Annotated in this window: 19 protein-coding genes; 17 read left to right on the top strand and 2 right to left on the bottom strand. The window is 42.2% G+C overall.

The annotated features are described in order from the left end of the window. Positions 1-173: 173 nt before the first annotated feature. Both Q7P33_RS15560 and Q7P33_RS15555 read right to left on the bottom strand, forming a co-directional pair. Positions 174-542, bottom strand: a complete 369-nt coding sequence (locus Q7P33_RS15560; protein WP_303871661.1) for an EscU/YscU/HrcU family type III secretion system export apparatus switch protein — start codon at positions 540-542, stop codon at positions 174-176. After that, entirely contained in the window at positions 529-2,088 is a 1,560-nt protein-coding gene (locus tag Q7P33_RS15555) for a hypothetical protein (RefSeq protein WP_303871660.1), read from the bottom strand. The genes Q7P33_RS15560 and Q7P33_RS15555 overlap by 14 nt, the downstream gene beginning before the upstream one ends. A 379-nt stretch (positions 2,089-2,467) precedes the next feature. Between Q7P33_RS15555 and Q7P33_RS15550 the strand changes: the two genes are divergently transcribed. The 17 genes from Q7P33_RS15550 to gap all read left to right on the top strand — a co-directional run bounded on the left by Q7P33_RS15550 (position 2,468) and on the right by gap (position 19,915). After that, positions 2,468-4,600: a chemotaxis protein CheA gene (locus Q7P33_RS15550; protein WP_303871659.1), complete on the top strand. Its 2,133-nt coding sequence runs from the start codon at positions 2,468-2,470 to the stop codon at positions 4,598-4,600. Between the two features lie 32 nt (positions 4,601-4,632). After that, the gene (locus tag Q7P33_RS15545; RefSeq protein WP_303871658.1) at positions 4,633-5,445 is read left to right on the top strand and encodes a protein-glutamate O-methyltransferase CheR; all 813 of its coding nucleotides are present in this window, start codon (positions 4,633-4,635) and stop codon (positions 5,443-5,445) included. A 112-nt stretch (positions 5,446-5,557) separates the two neighbouring features. Further along, a complete protein-coding gene (gene fliD, locus Q7P33_RS15540) occupies positions 5,558-7,471 on the top strand; it encodes a flagellar filament capping protein FliD (RefSeq protein ID WP_303871657.1) in 1,914 nt (637 codons plus the stop codon). Positions 7,472-7,492: 21 nt separating this feature from the next. Beyond that, positions 7,493-7,885, top strand: a complete 393-nt coding sequence (gene fliS / locus Q7P33_RS15535) for a flagellar export chaperone FliS (protein ID WP_303871656.1) — start codon at positions 7,493-7,495, stop codon at positions 7,883-7,885. A gap of 1 nt (position 7,886) precedes the next feature. Further along, a complete protein-coding gene (locus Q7P33_RS15530; protein ID WP_303871655.1) occupies positions 7,887-8,282 on the top strand; it encodes a flagellar protein FliT in 396 nt (131 codons plus the stop codon). A gap of 311 nt (positions 8,283-8,593) precedes the next feature. Next, on the top strand, positions 8,594-9,040 hold the full coding sequence (gene flgB / locus Q7P33_RS15525; RefSeq protein WP_303871654.1) for a flagellar basal body rod protein FlgB: 447 nt from the start codon (positions 8,594-8,596) through the stop codon (positions 9,038-9,040). 2 nt (positions 9,041-9,042) lie between these two features. Further along, positions 9,043-9,480, top strand: coding sequence for a flagellar basal body rod protein FlgC (gene flgC, locus Q7P33_RS15520; RefSeq protein ID WP_303871653.1), 438 nt, complete (start codon positions 9,043-9,045; stop codon positions 9,478-9,480). 12 nt (positions 9,481-9,492) lie between these two features. After that, positions 9,493-9,816: a flagellar hook-basal body complex protein FliE gene (gene fliE, locus Q7P33_RS15515; protein WP_303871652.1), complete on the top strand. Its 324-nt coding sequence runs from the start codon at positions 9,493-9,495 to the stop codon at positions 9,814-9,816. 144 nt (positions 9,817-9,960) lie between these two features. Next, complete coding sequence (gene fliF, locus Q7P33_RS15510; protein WP_303871651.1) at positions 9,961-11,556, top strand: flagellar basal-body MS-ring/collar protein FliF; 1,596 nt, start codon at positions 9,961-9,963, stop codon at positions 11,554-11,556. 30 nt (positions 11,557-11,586) lie between these two features. Then, on the top strand, positions 11,587-12,591 hold the full coding sequence (gene fliG, locus Q7P33_RS15505; RefSeq protein ID WP_303871650.1) for a flagellar motor switch protein FliG: 1,005 nt from the start codon (positions 11,587-11,589) through the stop codon (positions 12,589-12,591). Next, the gene (locus Q7P33_RS15500; protein WP_303871649.1) at positions 12,584-13,366 is read left to right on the top strand and encodes a FliH/SctL family protein; all 783 of its coding nucleotides are present in this window, start codon (positions 12,584-12,586) and stop codon (positions 13,364-13,366) included. The genes fliG and Q7P33_RS15500 overlap by 8 nt, the downstream gene beginning before the upstream one ends. 12 nt (positions 13,367-13,378) lie before the next feature. Then, positions 13,379-14,683, top strand: a complete 1,305-nt coding sequence (gene fliI, locus Q7P33_RS15495; protein WP_303871648.1) for a flagellar protein export ATPase FliI — start codon at positions 13,379-13,381, stop codon at positions 14,681-14,683. Further along, a complete protein-coding gene (locus Q7P33_RS15490) occupies positions 14,680-15,129 on the top strand; it encodes a flagellar FliJ family protein (protein WP_070370152.1) in 450 nt (149 codons plus the stop codon). Before fliI ends, Q7P33_RS15490 begins: the two co-directional genes overlap by 4 nt. A gap of 35 nt (positions 15,130-15,164) precedes the next feature. Beyond that, entirely contained in the window at positions 15,165-16,082 is a 918-nt protein-coding gene (trxB, locus tag Q7P33_RS15485; RefSeq protein WP_303871647.1) for a thioredoxin-disulfide reductase, read from the top strand. A 73-nt stretch (positions 16,083-16,155) separates the two neighbouring features. After that, positions 16,156-17,607 (top strand): RNA polymerase factor sigma-54, encoded by a 1,452-nt coding sequence (gene rpoN / locus Q7P33_RS15480; protein WP_303871646.1) that lies wholly within the window; start codon positions 16,156-16,158, stop codon positions 17,605-17,607. A 186-nt stretch (positions 17,608-17,793) separates the two neighbouring features. After that, positions 17,794-18,855: a sugar-binding transcriptional regulator gene (locus Q7P33_RS15475; RefSeq protein ID WP_303871645.1), complete on the top strand. Its 1,062-nt coding sequence runs from the start codon at positions 17,794-17,796 to the stop codon at positions 18,853-18,855. A gap of 55 nt (positions 18,856-18,910) precedes the next feature. Continuing rightward, positions 18,911-19,915: a type I glyceraldehyde-3-phosphate dehydrogenase gene (gene gap / locus Q7P33_RS15470; protein WP_303871644.1), complete on the top strand. Its 1,005-nt coding sequence runs from the start codon at positions 18,911-18,913 to the stop codon at positions 19,913-19,915. Positions 19,916-19,968: the final 53 nt, after the last annotated feature.

Genomic DNA, 19,968 nt, shown 5'->3' with positions numbered 1-19,968 from the left:
CTATTATCTCATGGATTTATTCTAGATGTAAGGCACCTTGTTATTAATCGCTTACATTACAACAGCAGTTTCTACGACGCTTGGCTTTTTGCCGATTCGACCAAAGGTGCCACCGCTGAACGCTTTTCTGGATGGAATAATTGAATAAATGCAAGCGGGCAGAATCTTGATCATCAAAACAACCGATCCCCCACATCAGTCCCCTCTGCTAAATTAAGCAACGATACATAAATATTCACCACAATCTGAAACAGCTCCGGGGGGATTTCCTGGCCCATCTGCAGCTTGGATAGCAGGGTCGCAGCAGAGTCATCATGATAAATGGGGATACCATTTTCTTCAGCGACGTTTAATATATTTTGGGCAACAAAACCCGTCCCGGCGGCGACAATCACTGGAGAATTATTTTTTTCCGGATCATAGCGCAGGGCGGTTACCTTGAGCGGTTTGTCGGAATCATTTTGATCGTTGCTGTTATTTTTTTTTATCTGGCCGTCCTGAATATGGACGGCCTTTGTTTTTTTATTTTTAGATGGTGACATCGAGTCCTACCTTTCGAAAAGCCAGTTTGGGAAATCGCTGCAGGATGGTTTGGCTTTGGGTGTATTCACCAACACCATAACCAGCCAGGGAATAACCCTGTTCCTCAACGATGGTTTTTAATTGGTCACGGGTGGATTTTAAGGTTTCCACCAGGGGTGCAGGTGATTTGATATTGAGGGTGATATTTTTATCCCGGGCCAACAACTCCACCTCAAAATTGCCATAGCGGTCTGATTGGATGGTGAAAAAGATATCGGTGGCGTTTTCGGCCTTTCCTTTTTCTCCTTTTTTTGCGGGGTCTTTATCCACAAAAAATTCGCCGTAGGAGTTTTCATCCAGAAATCGTAGCGGAATTAAAAAGTGCATAATTGTAAGAATCGGGCTTTCGTTACGAACCATGGTTTCTAGCAGGCTATGGGCTGAGTTGATGATTTTACTGGAGTTGTTTTCATCGAGGGCTTGTTCCAGTAGTTGAGCCAGAGCCACCTTTTCGCCTTCACCGGGATTACGTGAAGAAGATTCCAGCCGTTCGGCTAAAATCTCGGCCTCTTTAGCATGACGAAAAAGCTGGTTTTTCATTTCTAGAATATCACTGTCGGTTAAATTGGAAAGAGGTTTTAAAGCCTGGGAAAACCGCAGCACGGCCGCTTCCAGCTGCTCAGGATTACCTTTATCATAACGGACAATATGGTCAATGATGGTAGCTACAGACTGATAAGTTTTATCGCTATAGGCCTGCGACTGTAAAATCTGCCGTAGGGTGGGGATCGTTTCATTTTTAAGCAGTTGCTGAATTTCCTGATAGTTGAGGTTTTTTGATTGCAACAGCTCTTCAATCCGGGCCAGGCGTTGTTCAAGCTGATCACCCAGTTTACCATTTTGGGCAGCTTTTAAATTGATCAGGTTTTGTAGCTCCTGATTGGGTTGCTCAAGGCCGTTTGATTTACTTAATACCGCTTCCAGTTTGATCAGTTGCTGCTCAAGCAGCGCCCGTTCTTTGGAAGGAAGGGTCATCAGTAAGCGGCTACTTTCCAAAAAAATCCCGTTGAGGGTCTGGTTGCGATTCACATAGGCGTCATAATGACGAAGAATTGATACGATGGCATCTTTTAACTGGGGGTAACCTTCAAGTTTAGCCAGTGATCGCAGGCTGTCAAAAAAAGCTCCCTTAAAAATCGAGTCAGTTTTATCCCGCAGCAGCAGTTCGCTGAGGAGATCCTGAGAGTTAATAAAAATACCATCCAGAATTTCCTTGGGAATGGCACCGGCAGAGGATTCAAAAAGCTCAGAGATCAGTACCAGTTTGCGCAACGCATCGGCTTCGGCAGTGGTGCTGTTCATCAGAGGCTTTAAGATTTCTTTTTGTAAATTTTGAAACAGGGTTTCCCGGAAACTCTCCTTTTGGTAGTTTTCCGACACCGGTTCTATTTTAACCGCGTTATCAAGGTTATTAATATCAAAAATAGAATCACTGGGGGTATGTTTACTGGGTATATCGGTGATTTTTGGGGTGGAAACGGTAGAGGTGATTTTGATACTATCCAACAGAGAGCTCCTTCCAATTTAAAATAACAGCTACTTTGTAATAGGTGAAATGTTCGTGACTTTATGTTAGTTACGATTATACTGTATTAGCAAAAGATAATCAATCATTTCAGTAGCTATTTGCGGGTAAGATCAGAAATGATAAAGTTTTGACCAATTTTAAAACGCTTTTCTATATACTAAGGATTTATGGGATTTGGTCGATATAGGATATAGTGTAAATTAATTCGGGGAATTTACAGAAAAGGGTCTTTAATATTGATAAAGTCCCCTAAACAGGGGTATATTAATAGCGATTAAAAAAATAAAGTGCATTTAGCATAAAAACCCGATATAATAAAATAAGCCAAAAATTTCGTGTATATAAAGGATGGACAAAATGAGTAATTATGATTCTGGAAATGATTCCATTTTAGAGATGTATATTTTTGAATCGGAAACCCTGCTTGATCAATTAGAGGAAATATTACTTCAATCTGAGGACAATGCGGAACTGACACCGGATGACATTAATGAAATCTTCCGGATTATGCATACCATCAAAGGATCTTCAGCCATGATGGAATTTGACATGCTGGCGCATTCTGCCCATAAGTTGGAGGATCTGTTTTTCGTTATCCGGGAAAACGGCATCAAACCGGAGGACTTTGGGGATTTAATGGATCTGGTGCTTAATTTCTCCACCTTCTTAAAGGGAGAAGTTGAGAAGATTAAAAACAACGAGACCCTGTTGGATGAAAACGAAGAACTGACGGGTGAAACGGATGCCTTTTTAAATCGAATTAAAGGCTTGGTAACGGAAACACCGGAACAAGCCCAGGCTGAAGCGATGGAAAACCAATCAGATGATGAATCAATCACGTTGGCAGCGGCCATGGAAGATGATTTATTTGGCGATATGAATTTTGATGAGGCCCATAGCGAGGCGGATACGGATCATGAAGCGTTCGTTTCAGACGATGACAAGCCCCATGTTTACTGTATTCATACCCGCTTTAATGAAGACTCCCAGATGGAAAATATCCGTGCCTTTATGCTGGTTAACAAACTGGAATCCATTGGGAAGGTCTCAAAAACAGTTCCGGAGCAACTCAATAATAATCCTGAAGCTGCTGGCATTATTCTTAAGAATGGCTTCTTTTGTCATGTTGAAACCTCAGCCGATAAGGAAACCATCGAGAATATTGCGCTAAGTATTCTATCGGTCAAAAGTATCGAATTTTTGGATTGTGCCCAGGAAGAAATTATCGAACCAGAAATTGAAGCTAAACCGGAAGTGGTTGAGACCGGAAAAAAGGCATCTGAAAAGGTGGTTGATGCCAATAAACAAAAAAATAATGTCCAGAACCTGATCAGTGTCGATCTGAATAAGCTCGATACCCTGATGAATCTGATCGGAGAAATTGTTATTACTGAATCGATGGTTTTTGGTAGTGTCGGTATGGAAGGCAAGCGGGATGAAAGTTTTGAAAAAGCTTCCACCCAATTGCAGAAACTCACCGATGAGCTCCAAGACATCGTCATGTCTATTCGGATGATTCCCATCTCAGGCACCTTTAAAAAAATGCAGCGTATTGTCCGGGATGTTGGCAAGAAGTTAAAAAAAGAAGTGGAATTCATAACAATGGGTGAAAGCACCGAGGTTGACAAAACCATCATCGATGGGATTGCTGATCCACTGATGCATCTGGTTCGAAATGCCATGGATCACGGCCTCGAAAGTGCGGCAGAGCGAATTGCCGTCGGTAAGAACCCGGTGGGTAAGGTTATTCTCTCTGCCCAGAACGTGGGGGGCGACATCATTATTTCGGTAAGTGATGACGGCAAGGGGCTGGATCCGGTCGGTATTCTGGAAAAAGCGAAAGAGAAAAAACTGTTGGTCAAACCGGAAGAAGAGTATTCTGAAAAAGAGATTCTCAATCTGATCATGGCGCCTGGCTTCTCTACCAAAGAAACCGTAACGGAGTTTTCTGGTCGTGGTGTTGGGATGGATGTGGTCAAGAAGAATATTGAAAAGGTTGGTGGCTCTATTTCCATCGAAAGCGAAAAAGGCTCAGGAACCAATATCTTCCTTAAAATTCCCTTGACCTTATCAATTATTTCCGGGATGGAGGTTCTGGTAGGGGAAGACATTTATGAAATCCCCATCAGCAATATCCGCGAAACCTTTAAGATTACCGCCAACCAACTGATTAAAGACCCGGATAACAATGAAATGGTCATGATCCGGGGGGTATGCTACCCGCTGATTCGACTCCATGATATTTTCGAAGATAAAAAATGCGAAACCCACATTGAAGATGGGATCCTGATGTTAGTGGATTCAGGCGACACCTTTGCCTGCTTGTTTATGGATGATCTGATTAAGAAACATCAGATTGTCGTTAAGCCAATCCCTAAATATTTAAACCATTATTCAATAAAAAACTCGGGGATTGCCGGTTGTACGATTCTAGGAAATGGGAGCATCAGCCTGATTGTTGATATCCCGGCAATTTTAGATCATTATTAAGAAGCGTTCGCTAAAAATACGAGGTAAAGAAAATGATAAAACTTAAGGAAGACGAATTTCAGGCCATCACAACCTATGTCCATTCGAATTATGGGGTTGACTTACGGAAAAAGCGACACCTGATTGAAGGCCGCTTGAGTCATTATGTTTCCCAGTTGGGTTATGACAACTATATGGATTATTTTGAGTATGTTAAGACCGATAAAAAGAACGATGAAATCAGTGTGCTCATAAATAAGCTAACCACTAATCATACCTATTTTTTACGGGAAAGTGAACATTTTGATTTCTACAAACAACAGGTGCTTCCTTGGGTGGATGAAACAACCAAAACCAGGGATCTGCGGGTCTGGAGCGCCGGTTGTTCATCGGGACAGGAGCCATATACCTTGGCGATGATTACCCATGATTATCTCGGCAGCAAACTTAATACTTGGGACAGTACCATTTTGGCATCCGACATTTCGGATCGGGTTTTAATGACGGCTAAATCCGGAGTCTATTCAAAAGAAGAGCTATCTAAGATTCCCATGGAATGGAAACGGAAGTATTTCAAAGAATATGATGAAGAATATTTGTCGGTTACTGAGCCAATCCGCAAAGGTGTGGCCTATCGGAACTTCAATTTACTATCCCGATTTCAGTTTAAAAAACCCTTTCATGCTATTTTCTGCCGGAATGTGATGATCTATTTTGACAAACCAACCAAGAACAGTGTGGTGCAAAAATTTTATGATGCGCTGCACCCTGGAGGCTACTTTTTTATCGGACAAAGCGAATCACTGGCCTCAGTAGAGCATAACTTTAAATATGTCAAACCGTCTATTTATCAAAAAGAATGCTAAAGTTTTACAGAAAAATGACGATTGAATATATAACGAAGAAAAATCCGTAGTGAAAATATAATTTTAGTAAGAAAAACAAGTTAATAAGAAAAACAAGTTTGGAGGGATAAAAATGGCAACTTCAGTTAACTCATCAACAAGCGCTTTATCGTCATTGTCTGCAAAAACTGGAATGGCTGGGCTGGTATCTGGTCTTGACACGGAATCCTTAGTTGAAAGTTTGACAAATTCAAGTCGTTCGAAAATTGCAAAAAAACAACAGAGTGTTCAAAAAATGGAATGGAAACAAACGGCCTACCGAAGTGTTTCTAAAGCTTTGAAAGAATTCCAAAGCAAGTATCTAGATATATTATCGACAACTAATTTTAGAAGTGCATCACTATATAATACTGTCAAAGCATCAACAGCATCAACAAAAATTTCAGTTTCCACAACTAGTGCCGCAACGACTGGAAACATCGAGGTTTCGAATATTACCCAGTTAGCCACAAGTCAGACAATAACGGGGGTAGATGGTGCATCGAAAGCTCTGACTGGAAATGCTGCGAATGTTTCGGATCTGTTGAATAGTATAGGGGGAACCAGTAAGTCGTTTTTATTAAAAATGGATGGAACGGTTCGGACGATTACCCTGGATCAGGAATTTAAAAACAGTGTTGGGGTAGATGGTACAGGCTTAGAGGCAGCACTTCAAAATAAGATTACTGCAGCATTTGGCGAAAAAAGTGCCGGAGTACCGGTTGTAGATGTGTCTTTCACTGATGGTAAAATTGGTTTCTCCTCATCGGGAGCCCAACTAACGGTCAGCGCACTTAATTCTGACACTGCTACGCTAACCCAATTAGGATTTACCGATGGTCAAACCGATCGTCTCAATACAAATAAAACAATCGCGGATCTTCCGCTGTTAAAAGATACCAATGCCGTCAATGGAGAATATAAATTCACAATCAACGGTAAAAATTTTTCGTTCATAACCACCGACTCACTTTCAAGTGTTATCAGCAAAGTCAATGCTAGTGATGCGGGTGTTACGATGTCCTATTCAACTATTACTGACAAATTTACTTTAACAGCCAAGGAAAGTGGTGCCGGGGATAATATTGTCGTTAATGATACTTCAGGAACACTAATGAATGCTTTTGGACTGGCAGATCTTTCAACGGAACCAGTCGGTACAAGTGCAAAATCTGAAGCCGGAAAAAATGCAATACTGGAAGTCAATGGACAATCCATCGTCCGGACTTCCAATTCAATTGAAGTCAACGGGGTTAAAATTCAGCTTCTGGAAAAAACTGCGGCTGATGAAAAATTGACAATCACGATGAGTGAAGATACAACGTCATTAAAGGATACCATAAAAAGCTTTGTTACTGATTATAACAATATGATTTCTATGATGAATGGACTCGTAAAAGAGAATGCCGATTCAGATTATGCACCATTAACCGATGCTCAAAAAGAAGAGATGACAGAAAAAGAAATTGAAGCTTGGGAAACCAAGGCAAAGGTTGGACTACTACAGGGAGACAGTGTTTTAAAAGGAATTACCTCAAAGATGCAGTCCATGATGTACGGATCGGCAGTAAGTGGCGGGATCACCTTGTTTAATATGGGGATCACCTCATCTGGTTATGCAGAAAATGGTAAGCTAAAAATTGATGAAGAAAAGCTGGATGAAGCACTAGCGTCAAAAGGCACTGAGATTAAAGAATTATTTACCGCCAGTACGACAGGCTTGGCTAATCAATTAAATTCTATTATTGATGGTGCAGCAAAAACGACAGGTGTTAAAGGATCTCGTGGTTCCTTAATCGAATTGGCAGGTTATGAATCAACACTATCGAATACTGAAAATAGTATTACAGAAAAAATCACAAAAACGAATAAAAGTATCACCAGCTTAAAAACAAAACTAAAAACTGAAGAAACCTATTATTGGAATAAGTTTTCAGCACTCGAAACAGCACTTCAGCAATTAAACACCCAAAGCTCAATGATTACTTCATTTGGATCAAGTTCATAAGCTTAGAAAGGGGGGGATGTAATGCAATATGCTAACGCTTATCAGGAATCAAAGCGCTATGCCATTGAATCTTTATCAAAAGGAGAGGTGGTCATTAAACTTTTTGAAGAAGCCGAAAAACAGGTAAAAATGGGCATTATCCTAATTCAGAAGGATAGTTTCGCAAAAGCTTATAATTGTATTGCAAAAGCGCAGAAGGTTATCAATTCACTGAATCTTTCATTGGATATGCAATACCCCATTTCAGTTGAACTCAATGAAATGTACAGTTTTATTTTTGCTAAATTGGGGGAAGCCAATGCCAGTAAGGACATTCAATTAATGCAAAGTCTATTAGGCTTAATTATTGATCTAAAAGACTCATTTAAGGAAGCAGAAAAAATCAGTAATCCTGCAAAATCCCGGGGACTTTAAAATGAATGCTAATTTGCATGAATTATGTCAGGAAAAAGTTCTTATTCTGAAAGAATATGTAACCAAAGGTGAAGAAATTCTCAGTAGCATTGAGGACTGGGAAAATCTGGCAACAATCTTGGAAGAACGGGATCAGTTGCTGCTCCGATTAAAAAATATGGAAGATCAGTTCGCAGAGCTTAAGGGAAATCAGATCTGTACAATTGAAGAAAAAGGGCAGATCGACAGTTTGATCAAACTTATTACAGATATGGATCAAAACTGCATTCAGTTGATCAAAGCAGAACAGCAAAAAACCTTACAGGATTTGAAAAAAAACCAGCAAAACCAAAAAGTGGCTGACTACGAAATTAGTTTGACCCCAAGCTATGGCACCTTCTTGGATGCTAAAAAATAAATTGAATAGAGCGCCTTTAAAAAAGCAACGGTAGTTGCTTTTTTTTGTGTGGCAGAATATAATAGAGATGCAGATCAGAATGACAATATTATGATATTGATTTATAGTATTTTTGATAAAATTTGCAATAATTATTCTAAGATGGATAAGTGTAGGCGTACCTAACTTAATTACAACTAAGATAGGGGATATTTCTATTTGTCGTTTCCAGTGAATTATGGTATTATGTTACTGTACGAGAGTATTGTAATTTGCGATTTAGTAGCAACATATGCGAAAATAGTTTTAATAAAACAGATAATAAGATAATTTTGAAATTTCGGCTGGTGATCAAACCGGCACAAAAGGAGGCCATGATGATTGGTGATTCGATAACCTCTGCCTTATATCAAAAAGCTCTGGATGGTACCTGGCAACGCCAAAAGGCTACCAGCAATAACATTGCCAACTCTGAAACACCGGGATATAAAGCGGTGAAAGTCAACTTTGAGGATTCATTAAAAGCTGAAATAAATAAGCTAAAGACCACGGGAAGTTCCACCGCTTTTCTTGACAAGATGGAAAGCATTGAGTCCATCGAAAATTCAAAAATCAGCGTCTATGAGGGGGCAACCTCCAGTCGCTTGGATGAAAACAACGTCGATCTGGAATCAGAAAATATTGATATGTCCAAGTCGGTGTTGCAGTATTACTATCTGGTTCGGGGGTTCTCGGACTCTTATTCCCGGCTAAAATATGCGGTTAACGGAGGAAAATAACAATGAGTTTCTTAAGTACTTTTAATATTTCCGGCTCAGGAATGACGGCACAAAAGTATCGGTTGGATATAATTTCCCAGAATATTGCTAATGCCCAGGTAACCAGAACCGAAGCTGGTGGCCCTTATCGCAGAAAAATGACCGTACTGAGCAGCGTCAGTACCGGAACGTTTCAGGATGCCTTAAAAACAGCAACTGGTGTGGTTCAAAAAGAGGGCGTTCAGGTTGAGGCTGTCATCGAAGACGAATCTGCACTGGTACCAGTTTACGATCCCACCCATCCCGATGCCAATGCCCAGGGCTACGTTATGTATCCCAATGTGAATACCGCCCAGGAAATGACGGATGCTATGGGTGCCAGTCGGGCTTATGAAGCCAATGTGACGGCGTTTAATGCGACCAAATCAATTGTTTTAAAGGCCCTGGAAATTGGCCGATAAAAGGAGAAAATTATGTTTATAGTTCCAATGACCTCAATTATGGGCACAACTGGTATTGGTTCGGTTACTGGTAACCCTGCTGCCAGTACAACTACAGCCTCAGAAACCGGCGCAGCTGGCGATTTTCAGAATATTTTAAATGATGTGATTAACAATGTGGAAGAAACTGAAGCTGTCACCAAGGTAGACGCATACAATCTTTCCATTGGTAACATGGATGATATGCACACCATGATGATCAACACTGCAAAGGCGGATGTAGCTTTGCAAACCATGGTTCAACTCCGTAATAAGGTGTTGGAAGCATACCAGACAGTTATGAACACCGGCTTGTAAATTTGAACTTGAAGAAATACCTTTTAAACCTGGTGGAGGATGCCGATCGGAGAATTTTATTTGATGTTCAGTATCCCCTCTTTGTATGCACGGATTTACGAATCGGGATTGACATAAAACATTTTGGATGGATAAAAAAAGACGATGAATGAGAAGATAAAGGGCTACTTAGAGAAAATTAAAAACCTATGGACCGGAACATCCAAAAAAGTCAAGATTTTGTTGATTGGTGGGGTTGTGCTGGTCTTATTGGCGTCCATCGGATTGACTGCGATGCTCAATTACAAGGAGTACGTGCCGCTTTTTGAAGACCTGACTCAGGCTGAAACAACCGAAATTATGGCTGCCCTGACAGATATGCAAGTCGATGTCAAGCTGGATGCCAGTGGCAATATTATGGTTCCAGAAGGTCAGGAAGCGCAGGTTCGTATGCAGCTGGCCACAGCTGGCTATCCCAAGAATGGCCTTAGCTATTATGTGATCAAGGAAAACAGCAGCATGCTGTCTACCGATTATGAACGCAAGCAATACGAAAACATGCAACTACAGGAGCGGATTGGCGCCAGTATAAAAACCCTGGACGGAGTCAGTGATGCCATTGTTACGATTTCTGTACCGGTTGAAAATGTTTTTTACTTACAGGAAACCGAAGCCACCACCGCATCGGTTATTATTCATTTAGAAACCGGGGCAACCCTGACGAAAGAGCAAATCGCAGGAATCCAGAACCTGGTGGCTAAATCAGTGGCTGGACTGACAAAAGATAATATTGCCCTAACGGATGGTGAAGGCAATGATTTGGCCAATAGTTTGACAGCTTCCAATGGTAGCGAATACAAGATGAAGCTGACCAAAGCGATTGAAAATGACCTTACCCAAAAGGTGAACAATGTTTTAGATGGTCCGTATGATCCTTCACAGTTTAAGGTATCGGTAACGGCGACCCTTAATACCGACGCCGTTAAGCAGGAAGCTACAGTTTATACGCCTTCGCCGGATGGCAACAATTCTGGGGTGATCAATCAGGAATCGTCCAGTATGGCGATTGCCAACGAAGATGGGACGGTTGGCGGTGTTGCCGGAACCACTGGAAATACCGATGTCACCACCTACGCTCAGAATGCGCTTAACAACGGTGGTGTTGTTACCGGAATCAATGAAAACACCACATATTCGGTGAGCCAGGAAATTACCCAAACTGAAAAGCTGGATCCGGCCATCGAAACCGTATCGATTGGGATTGCCATCAACGATCCGGCAATGACCCCGGTAGCTCGGGAGAATCTGGTGCAACTAGTGGCCTTTGCTGCCGGGGTAACCCCGCAAAGTGTTACCGTGCGGAATTTTGAATTTGTCCAGGCAGAAGAAGAACCCGTACAAGAACCGGTTCTTACCACAGAGCGATTACTGGTATTTGGTGGAATTGGCGCAGGGGTATTGCTGCTGTTGCTGGTGCTGTTGTTTGTGTTGACCAGAGGCAAAAAGAAAAAGGGCGAAGGCAAAGAAAAGAAAAAGAAACGGGGCAAGCGAGGCAAAGAAATCGAAGAAGCCTTTGCAACCGGTGAAGATACTGAAACAGATGATTTGTTTGGAGTACTGGCGGCAGACAAAATGGAACCAATTGAGCCAATTCATCCACTTAAAGATGATAAAAAGGAAAAAATTAAAGAGTTCGCCACCACAAATCCAGAAATTGCAGCGCAGTTGTTTAAATCATGGCTGAAGAATGAAAGTGAATAAATTCATATCGAATGAAGGATGTTGACAAATATGGACATTACCTTAACACCAAGACAGAAAGCAGCCCAGGTGGTTATCTCCCTGGGAGCCGATATTGCTTCCAACATTTATAAACACTTACAGGAAGATGAAATAGAAATCTTAACCTACGAGATTACCCGGCAGGAAAGTGTTCCTCCAGAGGTGGCTGATCAGGTTATTGACGAGTTTTATGGTCTTTGTGTTGCCCAGAAGGTCTATATTGAAGGCGGGATAAACTATGCCCGAAATGTGCTGGAAAAGGCTTTTGGTGTTCAGCAGGGGAGTGCTCTGTTAGAACGGGTGACAAAAACCTTACGAACCAAGGCCTTTGAGTTTATTCGCAAGGCTGACTATAAAAACCTGATGAATATGATCATGAACGAGCATCCCCAAACCATTGCGTTGGTGTTATCCTATGCCCGGGCGGATCAGGCTTCGGCGATTATCTCTGAGCTGCCCAAGAGTATTCGGGTTGAGGTGGTGGAGCGGATTGCCCGGATGGATCGAACCTCACCGGAGATTATCAGACAGGTTGAAACCATTCTTGAGCGTAAATTTGAATCGGTGGTATCCTTCGATTTACTGGAAGTTGGCGGTATCAATTATATTGCTGAAATTATGAACAACATTGATCGCGGTACAGAAAAATACATCTTTGATGAACTCAGCAAAAATGATGCCAAATTGTCTGAAGAAATCAGAAAGCGTATGTTTGTATTCGAAGATATTGTCATTCTCGATTCCATGTCGATTCAACGCTTCCTGCAGGAAGTCGACACCAAAGAAATGTCTGTTGCTCTTAAAGGGGCGAACAAGGCCGTTGCCGATGTGATTTTTGCAAACATGTCTCAGCGAATGGGTGAAACCGTCAAGAGTGAAATGGAGTTCCTCCATAATGTGCGGGTTCGTGACGTGGAAGAAGCCCAACAGAAGATCGTTTCGGTGATCAGAAGACTGGAAGAAGAAGGCGAAATCGTAACATCAAAGGGTGGAAAGGACGAGATCATTGTCTAGTATTGTAAAAGCGAAGTGGGTTTCTCAAACAACTGCTCCGGTGGTAATGCCAATAACGACTCAACCGGAAACAGAAAAGAGTAGCGAAGGTCAACCGGTTTTAAACCCCGAAACAGTTGAAAGTAAAATTGACCATGATGACAGTGTCGAAGCCATGCACGCCGCCAATGAACTAATGAAAGAAGCCATTCGGGCCAGCCAGGAGATTAAGGAAAAATCGCAGGAAACCGGTTATCAGGAAGGGTTTTCTCAGGGCTATGCAACGGGGCATGAAGAAGGCTTTCGGGATGGTACCCAGGAGGGCTTTCAGGCTGGCTTAAAAGAAGGGCTTCACGAAGGCATGACTCAGGCCGCTACAGAAATTGATAACAAGCTCCAGGAGATCAAAGAACTGCTGGATGTAATCAGCATTGAAAGGCAGCAGGCGCTAGCAAATCAGGAACAGGAGTTGCTGGATATCGCCTTTGAAATCGCCAAAAAAATCATGAAACATCAGGTTCATGAAGACCGGGATTTATTTTTAAAATTCTTTGATGAGGTGATTCATGGTGATGAAGAGGATTTAAAAATTTATTTATCGGAGAACCAGAAAACCCTTGATCTTCATATTAACAAAGAAATGTCAGAAAAATTAAAGAAGCTGGCTAAAAAATCCAAAGTGATTATCTTAAAGGATGAGGATAAGATCATGGTGGAAACCAATGATTCGGTCATTGATATGAGTTTGCCGGTACAATTAGAGCAATTGGAGAAAGCCATCGAACAGAGTTCGTAACTGGAGGCAAGAATGAATAAAGCTGAGATTTGCAAAGCCATTCAACGGGCAGAAACCTATCATTATTTTGGTAAGATTGAAAAAGTTGTGGGAATGATGATTGAATCGGTGGGCCCGGAGTGCAGCATTGGTGATTTATGTAAAATCTTTGACCAGAATGCCGACCGTTATATTTTGGCGGAGGTGGTTGGGTTTCGCGGCAATAAAGTATTGCTGATGCCCTATGAAGAACCAGAGGGCATTAGTTTCGGCAATATTGTCGAGCCAACCGGATCATCCCTGAAGATTGGTGTGTCTGATAAGATGATTGGTCGGGTTGTTAATGCCATGGGGGAACCCATCGATGGGGGTGGCCCCATCGTAGATACGATGCCCTACGATATTCAGAGTAGCGGCGCAAATCCTTTTTCACGGCCATGTATTGGCGATATCCTGGAATTTGGGGTAAAGGCGATCGATGGTCTGCTGACGATTGGTAAGGGACAGAGAATGGGAATTTTTGCCGGTAGCGGCGTCGGTAAAAGTACTCTGATGGGAATGATTGCCCGCAACGTTAAAGCTCAGGTCAATGTCATTGCCCTGGTTGGTGAGCGAGGCCGGGAGGTACGGCAGTTTCTGGAAAATGATCTGGGTCAGGCCGGTCTGGAACGGTCAGTGATCGTGGTGGCGACCTCGGATCAACCGCCGATGCAGCGAATGAAATGTGCATTGACAGCGACAGCCATCGCCGAGTATTTTAAGGATCAGGGGAATGATGTCTTGTTGATGATGGATTCCCTGACCCGTTTTGCAATGGCTCAGCGGGAAATTGGTTTGGCCACCGGAGAACCACCGGTAGCCCGGGGGTATACTCCGTCCATCTATGCGATGATGCCAAAACTTTTGGAGCGCAGCGGAAATTTTGAAACCGGCTCAATTACCGGAATTTATACTGTATTGGTTGAAGGCGATGATATGAACGAACCGGTAGCCGATACCGTCCGGGGGATTATTGATGGACACATCGTGCTCTCCCGTAAGATTGCCGCCAGAAATCACTATCCGGCGATCGACGTCCTCAACAGCGTCAGCCGATTGATGTCCAACATCGTTAGTAAAGATCAGATGGAGGCAGCTTCTTCCATGCGGAATATGATGTCGGTGTATGATACCAACTACGATCTGGTCAGCATTGGTGCCTATAAAAGTGGAACCAATCCGTCGCTTGACATTGCGATCAAGAAAATTGGTGGCATTAATAAGTTTCTGCAACAAAAGGTTGATGAAAAGTGTTTCTATGATGACAGCATTGAAGCCATGAAGAAGGCCGTCTTATGAAAAAATTTCAATTCCATTTAGGAAAGTTGCTTTCCTACAAAGATCAGAATCTTGAAAATGAAATGATGATATTGGGTGGGTTGACAAGACAATTAAGCGAAGAAATGGATAAACAGCTGGATCTTGAAGATCAGCTGGAGAAAAGTAGGAAAAATTATGAACGGGACATGGCTGCATCGATTACAGCCACAGCTTGTCAGGTTTATCTTCACTATATGTCCTTTCTCAAAGAACAGATTCAAATTGTTGAGAAGCGAATTGATGAGATTACCGAAAAAATCGATGTACAGATTGAAGTGGTAAAGAACTTGAAATTGGAAACCCGATCGCTTGAGATTGTCAAAGAAAACCGATATGATGAGTATAAAAAAGAAATCGTCAAAGAGAACGAAAAACAGATGGAAGAATTTATCACCACCAGTAAAATTATGAATGAAGAACCCTAATTATCGGGGTAACATAAAGATGAAGAGGTGTAAAAATGCAGTATGATACAATCATCGTGGGTGCTGGACCAGCCGGTTTAGCAGCTGGGATCTACGCTGCCCGGGGGGCATTGAAAGTTTTGATTATTGAAAAGGGTGGCATTGGTGGACAAATAGCCACCAGTTGGGAAATTGAAAATTATCCCGGGTCTCCTCCGAACAGCACCGGCCCTGGTCTGACTGAGCGGATGCGCCAGCAATGTGAAGAATTCGGGGTGGAGTTTGCCACCCGAACCTATCTCCGTTTTCAGAAAACGAACTCGGGGTTTATTGTCGAAACCGATGCCGGTAATCTGGAAGCACAGACCATCATCATGGCAACTGGAGCAGAACCCAAGCTGATTGGCTGTAAAGGCGAAAAGGAATTGCGGGGGATGGGGGTATCCTATTGTGCCACCTGCGATGCCAACTTTTTCAAGGGATTAAAGGTGGCAGTCATCGGTGGCGGCGATACTGCTTTGGAAGAAGCCTTATACCTGACAAAATTTGCCAGTGAAATTATTATTATTCATCGCCGGGATGAGCTTCGGGGAGCTAAAATTTTACAGCAGCGGATTAACGAGAATGAAAAAATATCGAAGATGCTTAGTTGCGTCGTGGAGGAAATCAAAGGCAACGGACAGGTTGAAAGCATTAGGGTTAAAAATGTGGTTTCAGGTGAGTGCACGGACGTGCCCATTGATGGCGTTTTCGTTTTTGTTGGTCAAAAACCAAATTCAGAGGCATTCGTGGGTCAGCTGGAACGGGATGCCCGGGACTATCTGATTACTGATGATGAAATGCGAACCAACATTCCGGGGATTTTTGCCGCCGGTGACATCCGGCGAAAATCGCTGCGACAAGTGGTTACCGCTACGGCAGATGGGGCCATTGCCGCTGTAAATGTGATCAAATACATTGAAGAACGCAAGTAAATTGTGATATGATTAGGACTAACGAAAGTTAGTCTTTTTTGATTTTAGAAATAAAGTGTAATCAGGTGTAGAAATGAATATCAAATTTGATTTAAATATTACCCAAACCCAAAAACTGATTATGACCCAGGAGATGCGTCAGTCCATTGAGATTTTGCAGCTGACAGCGATGGAACTGAATGGCCTGATCGAAACCGAAATCATGGAGAACCCGGTATTGGAATTCAATGAGGTTTCCATTAAAGAGGTGGTACCAATTAACGAGGATGGTGGACCACTAAAAGGCGATTTGGTTAAAGAAGAACCAAATCCGGAGCCACAACCTAAGGAGGAAATCCAGTGGGATGAATATTTTTCCAGTATGGAAAATTCAGATTATCGGGGCCAGCTTCAGCCAATTGCTGATAATGATGATGAGTACGGATTTGAAAAATTTACGTCTCAGGAAAAAACCCTGAATGAATATTTGCATTTTCAGTTTACCCTGCAGGAAAAGAGCTTTAGTGAAGAAGAAAAGCGGATCGCTGAATATCTGATCGATTGTATTGATGATAATGGTTATCTGCTCATTGACATGGATTATGTTAAAAATACTCTGGAAGTCGATGAAGATCGGGTTCAGAAAATGATAACGATTATTCAAGGTTTTGATCCCAGTGGGGTGGGATGCCGGGATATAAAAGAGTGTTTGCTGATTCAATTGCGTCAAATGGGATATGATGATGATGAAGTGTTCATGGACATTGTCAAAAATCATCTGATTGATCTGGCTGATAACCAATTTAAACGGATTGCCCAGGAAACAGGCTTGACCATTGAAGATGTTTATGAATTCAAAGAAGTAATAAAAACCTTGGAGCCAAAACCCGGCCGGGAATTCTCCTGTTCGGAGCGGGTTTCGTACGTCATTCCTGATGGGAGCATTGAAATTGTCAATGACGAGCTGGTGGTGAAGGTTAATGATGTGTCGGCACCCCGATTGCGGATCAATAATTATTATAAAGGACTCCTGAAAAATTCGGATAAAAATGATGAAACCAAACTTTATCTGGAAAAAAAGCTCGATAGTGCAGCTTTTTTAATTAAAAGCATCGAACAGCGACGGGACACGATAAAAAAAGTCATTACCGCCATCGCTGAATCCCAGCGGGGATTTTTCTTTGAAGGGGTCGGAGATTTAAGGCCACTGACGCTTAAGACAATCGCTGAGACCATTGAAGTTCATGAGTCGACAGTCAGTCGGGCAATTCGGGGAAAATATATTCAAACACCAAAAGGAACCTTTGCGCTTAAATTTTTCTTTAAACGGGGATACTCTCAGGGCGAGGAAGATCGATCGTCCGATGCAATCAAACGATTAATTCAGGAGCTGATTGATCAGGAAGATAAGAAAAAACCCCTGAGTGATCAGCGCATTTCGGAATTACTACAGGACAAAAACCTGGATGTGGCCAGGCGAACCGTTGCCAAATATCGGGAAGCGCTGTTGATCCAACCTTCCTCCAAACGAAAAGAATACCGCTAGATTGATGACCAAAAACTAATTACCGATAAATCACGAACAAATGCCTGCAGTTTTCGTAAAATTGGGTTTGGGATTATCTTTTTAGGTTTTGGTGTTTTTTAACTTGTTTTTAAATTTAAAATGGGGTATAATGATTTTGTCCCAGTGGGACAAAAGTGAGCATGTATCCGAAAGAAGGGTGATTCTGTGTCAAATCAATTAAAAATCAGTAAGGAAGTCATTGAGCTTCAACAGTTAGTCGCTCCGGAAGTGAATCGTCTCATTGAAATGCGTTACAATATTTTGTCGACCATTAGCAGTGAGCAGCCCATCGGACGGAGAAATCTTGCATTTGTTCTGGATATGAGTGAGCGTCAGGTTCGTAATGAGATCGATTTTTTTCAAACGCAAAAACTGGTTTCGGTGGAACGACAGGGTGTTGTGATCACTGATGCTGGTAATGAAGCGTTGATTCAGCTCAAGTGTTTGCTTTATACCTATAATGGCCTGGAACAGCTGGAAAAAGAATTGATGGATCGACTCCATCTTAAACGGGTGATTATTTGTCCCGGCGATATGGATATAAACTATGAAGTGCTGCGATTTATGGGACGCTCCGGCGCAAAATATGTGTTATCGGTGATGAAGTATAAGGACACCCTGGCATTAACCGGTGGCAGCTGTACGGCTGCGGTAGCTGATGAAATGCGAGAAGCCTTCTATCCCGATGTATATGTGATCCCCGCTCGGGGTGGGATCGGAAAAAGCCACTCCACCCAGGCAAATAATGTGGTGGCTGAAATGGGTCTCAAATTGCATTCCAATTACGAGCTACTTCATTTGCCGGACAACATCGACCAACGATTACTGGAAGCTTTAAAAGATTATCCGGAGATAAAAAGGGTATTCAATAAGATGGACAACATCGATATTTTCATCTTTGGTTTGGGAAGGGCAGATGTGCTGGCTGACTGGCGAAACTTGTCAACAGCAGAAAAACGTAAAATTCTGGAACAGGGCGCTGTGGCTGAGGCCTTTGGTCACTATTTTGACATTAACGGGCAGGTTATTTCACCATCTAGCACCATTGGCATAGGTACTGAGAATTTCAAAAAAATACCCCATGCCATTGCAGTAGCAGGTGGGGTTACAAAGGCCGAGGCAATTATTGCAGTCAGTCGGATTCGGGAAAACATGGTTCTGATCACTGATGAAAGCGCAGCCAGAGAAATATTAAGAAAACTGCAAACCATGTCAGATACTAAATAGCGGGTGTCTGACTGAGTATATATTCAGTAAATATTATTTTAAGGAGGCAGATAAAATGTCTGTAAAAGTAGCAATTAATGGTTTTGGAAGAATTGGTCGTTTAGCATTCCGATTAATGGCAGATAACCCGGCGTTTGATGTTGTGGCTATCAATGATTTAACCGACGCAAAAACTTTAGCGTACCTATTAAAATATGATAGCGCCCAGGGAAAATTCAAGCAGGATGCCATCGAGGTTAAAGATGATACAATGGTAGTTGATGGAAAGGCCATTAAAATCTTTGCAGAAAGAGATCCTGAAAACTTACCATGGGGCACCATTGGTGTTGATGTTGTCATCGAATCAACTGGTTTCTTCACCGATAAAGATGGAGCAGGCAAACACATCAAAGCTGGCGCTAAAAAAGTTATTATTTCTGCACCAGCCAAGGGTGATGTGAAGACCATTGTTTTCAATGTTAATGAAAATATTCTCGATGGCACCGAAACAGTCATCAGTGGAGCTTCCTGCACGACCAACTGTTTAGCACCAGTAGCTAAGGTATTAAATGACAGTTTTGGTTTAGTTAGCGGTTTAATGACCACCGTTCATGCCTATACCAATGATCAGGCAACCCTGGATGCTCCGCATCGTGATTTAAGAAGAGGTCGTACGGCTGCTCAGAATATCGTTCCGACTTCTACTGGTGCCGCTGCCGCTGTTGGTAAAGTCTTACCAGAACTGAATGGTAAACTGGATGGATTTGCACTGCGGGTACCTGTCATCACAGGCTCGCTGGTTGACCTGACCTGCGTACTGGAAAAAGATGTGACTGCTGATGAAATTAACGCCGCTGTCAAGGCAGCCGCCAATGAAACGCTGGGTTATAATGAAGAACAAGTGGTCTCTACTGATATTATCGGAATGTCATATGGTTCTCTTTTTGATGCAACCTTAACTCGGGTTATGAATGTAGAAGGTGGAAAACAGCAGGTTAAGATTATTGCCTGGTACGATAATGAAATGTCCTATACGGCCCAGTTAATCCGTTTGGCAGAATATGTTGCCACAAAATTTTAATCAGCTAAACTGAGTACAAACAGAATCAATATTATTCAAAAAACTTTTCAGAA

Origin of the sequence: Acetobacterium wieringae (genome assembly GCF_026646375.1) — a bacterium.
Classification (GTDB): domain Bacteria; phylum Bacillota; class Clostridia; order Eubacteriales; family Eubacteriaceae; genus Acetobacterium; species Acetobacterium wieringae_A.
Note: the sequence above shows the minus strand (reverse complement) of the source record. Positions and strands in the feature narration are given on the sequence as shown.

Coding starts and splice junctions, on each gene's coding strand:
- Q7P33_RS15560 (WP_303871661.1), bottom strand. CDS start 542: ATGTCACCATCTAAAAATAAAAAAACAAAGGCCGTCCATATTCAGGAC.
- Q7P33_RS15550 (WP_303871659.1), top strand. CDS start 2,468: ATGAGTAATTATGATTCTGGAAATGATTCCATTTTAGAGATGTATATT.
- Q7P33_RS15545 (WP_303871658.1), top strand. CDS start 4,633: ATGATAAAACTTAAGGAAGACGAATTTCAGGCCATCACAACCTATGTC.
- fliD (WP_303871657.1), top strand. CDS start 5,558: ATGGCAACTTCAGTTAACTCATCAACAAGCGCTTTATCGTCATTGTCT.
- fliS (WP_303871656.1), top strand. CDS start 7,493: ATGCAATATGCTAACGCTTATCAGGAATCAAAGCGCTATGCCATTGAA.
- Q7P33_RS15530 (WP_303871655.1), top strand. CDS start 7,887: ATGAATGCTAATTTGCATGAATTATGTCAGGAAAAAGTTCTTATTCTG.
- flgC (WP_303871653.1), top strand. CDS start 9,043: ATGAGTTTCTTAAGTACTTTTAATATTTCCGGCTCAGGAATGACGGCA.
- fliE (WP_303871652.1), top strand. CDS start 9,493: ATGTTTATAGTTCCAATGACCTCAATTATGGGCACAACTGGTATTGGT.
- fliF (WP_303871651.1), top strand. CDS start 9,961: ATGAATGAGAAGATAAAGGGCTACTTAGAGAAAATTAAAAACCTATGG.
- fliG (WP_303871650.1), top strand. CDS start 11,587: ATGGACATTACCTTAACACCAAGACAGAAAGCAGCCCAGGTGGTTATC.
- fliI (WP_303871648.1), top strand. CDS start 13,379: ATGAATAAAGCTGAGATTTGCAAAGCCATTCAACGGGCAGAAACCTAT.
- Q7P33_RS15490 (WP_070370152.1), top strand. CDS start 14,680: ATGAAAAAATTTCAATTCCATTTAGGAAAGTTGCTTTCCTACAAAGAT.
- trxB (WP_303871647.1), top strand. CDS start 15,165: ATGCAGTATGATACAATCATCGTGGGTGCTGGACCAGCCGGTTTAGCA.
- rpoN (WP_303871646.1), top strand. CDS start 16,156: ATGAATATCAAATTTGATTTAAATATTACCCAAACCCAAAAACTGATT.
- gap (WP_303871644.1), top strand. CDS start 18,911: ATGTCTGTAAAAGTAGCAATTAATGGTTTTGGAAGAATTGGTCGTTTA.